Source organism: Nocardia sp. GCM10030253 (assembly GCF_042675075.1).
In the GTDB taxonomy this organism is placed as follows: Bacteria; Actinomycetota; Actinomycetes; order Mycobacteriales; family Mycobacteriaceae; genus Nocardia.
This window is the reverse complement of sequence record NZ_JBHTDL010000002.1, coordinates 461,100-465,695: the sequence shown is the minus strand read 5'-3', so window position 1 is coordinate 465,695 and position 4,596 is coordinate 461,100. Positions and strand designations below refer to the sequence as shown.

Below are 4,596 nucleotides of genomic sequence, written 5' to 3'. Positions count from 1 at the left end.
GTCGTGCGCGGAGGAGGCTGTTGTGCTCTACCGCCGACTCGTCGAGGAGGACCCCGTCCACCTCTCGGATCTCGCGAGCACACTGAACAACCTGGGAGTCCTCTACAGCCAGCTCGGCCGACTACAGGACGCCTCGTGGGCCACAGAGGAGGCGACATATCATTATGAGAGCCTGGCGCTCACAAACCCCGCAAACCTCTCCGAGCTCGCCGGCGCCTTGAACAACCTCGGTATCTATCACGGAGAGCTGGGACGCCCGGACGATGCGCTGGCGTCGACCGAGCGAGCAGTCGCGTTCTATCGCGGCCTCGCGTCCGACAACCCGGCGTACCTGTCACCCCTCGCGAACACGCTGAACAACCTCGGTGATCGGTACAGCGACCTAGGTCGGCCGGAGCAGGCGGATGTGGCTTTCGCCGAGGCACGCAGCTACCTGACCGGGCCGTCGAGGAGCGGCACGTACGAGATTTCGTGAGCACGACTTCGGCGAGATCGGGGACCCGAACGGGCTGCTGGCCAGTTGACGTGCGGCCGATGCATGATCACGACACAGAACTCTGTATGCGTTAGGAGAAGCGTCCCTTTTCTGCGTGTTCCATCAAGCGCATGAACTGTTCGGTACGCATGTGGATGAGCGTCTCGTGGTCGCCGGCCTCGAAGTAGATGTCGGGTTGTGTGCTCAGGCTTTCGTCCATCAGCGTCTTCATGCCGTAGGCGGTGCATACGGGAGGGATGGCGCCGACTTCACAGTCTTTGAAGACTTCGCGGATGTCCGACTCGTTGGCCAGTGATAGACGTCGTCCGGTTTGGTCCCACAGTTTCGGCAACCGTAGGTGATGAGTGGACGGCAGCACGGCACCGACGTACCCTTGCTCGTCTTCGAGGAGGATCGTCTTGGCGAGTTGGTCGCCGGGGATAGACGCAGTCCGAGCTGTCTCGGTGCTGCTATGGCTGTGCGGATGCCGCACGGTTTCATATTCGACGCCTGCATCGCGTAGACACGTGTGCACGGTCGGTGACATGGGCATGGCGAAACCTCCACTGGCTGGTTGGCACCACTTCCGAACCCGGCGGCCCTAGTCCTTCATGGTAGCCCTGATACGCCTCGGCGAGGCAGGCCCACGCAGAGCGGCCGATCTCGCAGATGCGCTCGGGTTCGTCGGCGACGGATACTTCACCGCGGCGACCCCGAACGCGACACCGACTCCTGCGCCGCCGGTTCTGTCCGATAATGGGGACTTATCGAACAGAACCGGAACAGTGAACAGGCCGGGACCGACCGGTACGGCGGGTAGCCACGATCATGTGCGCGGTCTCTGCCAGGCCATGCCTCACGCCAACACCCGCGGGCGCCACTGATGGGTTTCCGGAGGTACCGATATGAGCGACAGTTCCGACTCAGGGGATGGGTTCAGGCGACCGACTGCCGGAATGGGATTCGGCGCTGTGGCCGCTTTCGCTGCCGCGTGGGAAGCCGACGCCCTACCTCCGGTCATCGCCGACTACCTACCGGACGCGCGCCTGGGTGCGTTGATCGAACTGATCCGGATCGACATGTGGCATCGGTGGCTGCGCCCACCGGCAGGGACCCGCCCCGACGAACCTGCCGCGGCCGCACCCGGGCACAAGCGGCTGCGCGAATACTGTTCCGAATTTCCCGAGCTGAGGCCGGAGCAAATTCCGGCCAGTCTGGTGTACGAAGAGTTCGTGATCCGCCGCCAGAGTGGCGAACAGGTGGATCCGCGCGAATGCCTGCAAGAATATCCCGAGCAGGCGGCGGAGCTGCGCGAGCTGCTCAACGCCGACGACGAGGATCGAAGCACTCGGCGGGGCAGCCCGGAACTTACCGCCGCGACCTCCGTCGACTCGATCACCTGGTCGAGGAATGCGACCCGCACTGGCGCCGACCTCCGCACCGTTCAGGACACCACCGGGACCCAGGCCACCGGCCTGGACCGCATCGCAATCGGCTGTCGGATCGACGATTTCGATCTGCTCATGGGACTGGGCAGCGGGGCGTTCGCGCGGGTGTTCCTGGCCAGGCAGCGGTCGTTGCAGCGGCTGGTGGCGGTGAAGATCTCGGCCGATCGCGGCACCGAACCGCAGACGCTGGCGCAGCTCGACCACGACTACATCGTGCGGGTCTTCGATCAGCGGCTGCTCGACGAGCCGGACTTGGAGGAGCCCGGTGGTCGCCGCCTGCGTTTGCTCTACATGCAGTACCTGCCCGGCGGCACCCTGCTGGGCGTGCTGCGCCGGATGCGGGTCACACCGCCGCAACAGCGCCGCGGGCAGCTACTGCTCGACGTGGTGGACGCGGCTATGGAGGGCAAGGGCGAGATCCGGCCGACCGATTCCAGCGTGCGCCCGGAGATCGCGGCGCTGTCGTGGCCGGAGACCGTCGCTTGGCTGGGGCGCCGGCTCGCCGAGGCGCTGGCCTATGCGGACTCGCACGGCGTGCTGCACCGCGACGTCAAACCGGCCAATGTGCTGCTCACCGCCGAGGCAGTGCCGAAGCTCGCCGATTTCAACTTGAGTTTCAGCCGGGGGATGGCGGGCGCCGATCCGGTCGCTTACTTCGGCGGCTCGCTGTCGTACATGTCGCCGGAACAGTTGCAGGCCTGTCATCCCGGCTACGACCGAACCGCCGATGATCTCGACACCCGTGCCGACATCTTCTCCCTCGGTGTGGTGCTGTGGGAGTTGCTCACTGGCGCCAAGCCGTTCGACGACACCACCGCAGGTGAACACAGCGATGTCACCACGCTGGCGGCAATGTTGAAGCGCCGTCGCGCCGGGGTGAATCCGGGCGCGCTCGGGCGGATTCCGCCCGACTGCCCGGCGGCACTGCGCCGGGTGCTGCTGCTGTGCCTGGAGTCCGAGCGGGACCATCGGTGGGCCGGTGGCGCGGAACTGGCCCAGCAGCTGGAACTGTGCCTGGACGAGCGCGCCCGCGACCTGGTCTACCCGCCGCCATCCAGCTGGCGGCTGCGACTACGGCCGCGGCTGCTGCCGGTAGTGGTGCTGGCCCTTATCATCCCGAACGTGCTCGCATCGGTGTACAACATCGAGCACAACCGGACGTTGATCATCGAACGGCTGAGCCTTTCGGCACAGCACGCGTGGTGGGTCGCCGCAGCCCTGGTGAACGCGGTGTTCTTCCCGTTGGGCATTGGGTTGGTGCTGTACATGTCGCGGTATCTGCTCATTGTCTCGCGCGGTCTGCGCCAGGGTCGGGAATACAACCCGCAAGTGCTGGCCCGGGCTCGATCGGATGCCCTGCGGGTCGGCGATCGTGCTGTGCTGGTGTCGTTTTCGCTGTGGAGCCTGGCGGCGATCATCTTCCCGCTCGTGATGCACTACACGACGAAAGAGCTCACCGGGGAGGTGCTGCTGCACTTCCTGGGCGGAGGGCTGGTCTGTGGCGCGATGGCGGTGGCCTACCCGTTCTTCCTGGTGACGTTCTACATGGTGCGCTGTATCTACCCGCTGTTCCTACGGCATGGCGACATCATCGCGGGCGATGCGCTACACCTGCGCCGGCTCGATCACCGCTGCACCGTGTATCTGTCGGTGGCGGCGTCGGTGCCGCTGCTTGCAGTGGCCGGTGTGACCTTCCTGCCGCCGGATGACATTTCGCGGGTGATTGTGGCGGTGCGGGTGGTGTGCGCGGGCGCGGTCATCGCCTTCATCATCGCCTACACGCTGTTCCGAACTCTCGAGGCCGATCTGCGGGCGCTGGAACGGGTCGTGAATCCCGCCAGCCGACAGCGGGAACCGGCTGCTGCCAGTCGGCTATGAGTGCCGAGGACCTTGGTGCAAGCGTCGCCGATCAGACCGTCGACAGTGAGCTCGCTGTCGAGCCAGCGAATTAAGAACGTTGCAGATAGCTATACCCAGGGCGGACCGTTCCGGCTCGTCCGTAGGCGCAAAAGAGGATTCCGCAGCGGAAAATTCAGCGGCTCCCAATGTCTCGGCAATCCAGCGGTCTATGGGGTGCTATCATCGATCTGAAACTATCACAGTTAACTATGGGCATTCCCAAGGTCGAGGAATCTAATCGGCGGGTGGGAGCCCTGGATCTCCCGCAGGATTCGATGCCTACCTGGTGCTGGAGTACCCGAAACAGGCCGCGCAGTTGCTCGGGATTTCAAGGCTGACCGTGAGAAGATGGAACTGTCGGCAGCCTAACCTGACTGATCATGGCACGGATTAGCCAACTCATTGCTGATCCGCCGGTCTGAACTGCTCCTTCGTGCTCGAACAGGCTTCATGCCACGTTATAGCCATCTTGACGGCGCGGCAAGTGTCTGCGCAGTATTTGCGACTGGATGCCGAGTCGTGCTCAAACTTGCGACTTCAGTCCTTGGATCCTGCACTGCGGGCGACCTGACGGTGGACGGATGACTGAGACGTCTGACCGACGAGAACACCGCTGCGTCGGCGAGATTGAGTGCCGATCGCCCATGGCCGCGCCTTCCTGAGCATACGATCCTGTTGTCGTCACCATGTTGCAAGGCTTCAGCTAGACGATTTTAGCAACTTTACAGCTATATAATCGATCTTCTGAAGTGAACGGTATCATCGGAGGTCGAA

The 4,596-nt window shown here is 63.9% G+C and carries 3 protein-coding genes; 2 read left to right on the top strand and 1 reads right to left on the bottom strand.

Going from position 1 to position 4,596, the window contains the following annotated elements; genetic code table 11:
• On the top strand, window positions 1–475 hold a 475-nt coding region (locus ACFQZZ_RS02520), incomplete at its 5' end, for a tetratricopeptide repeat protein (protein ID WP_378673190.1).
• Between the two features lie 91 nt (window positions 476–566).
• On the opposite strand, the gene ACFQZZ_RS02515 is transcribed toward ACFQZZ_RS02520, so the two are convergent.
• Window positions 567–1,022, bottom strand: coding sequence for an aminoacyl-tRNA deacylase (locus ACFQZZ_RS02515; protein ID WP_378673188.1), 456 nt, complete (start codon window positions 1,020–1,022; stop codon window positions 567–569).
• A gap of 424 nt (window positions 1,023–1,446) precedes the next feature.
• Here ACFQZZ_RS02515 and ACFQZZ_RS02510 point away from each other — a divergent pair, with 424 nt between their 5' ends.
• Entirely contained in the window at window positions 1,447–3,801 is a 2,355-nt protein-coding gene (locus tag ACFQZZ_RS02510) for a serine/threonine-protein kinase (protein WP_378673186.1), read from the top strand.
• The last annotated feature ends 795 nt before the right edge of the window (window positions 3,802–4,596 follow it).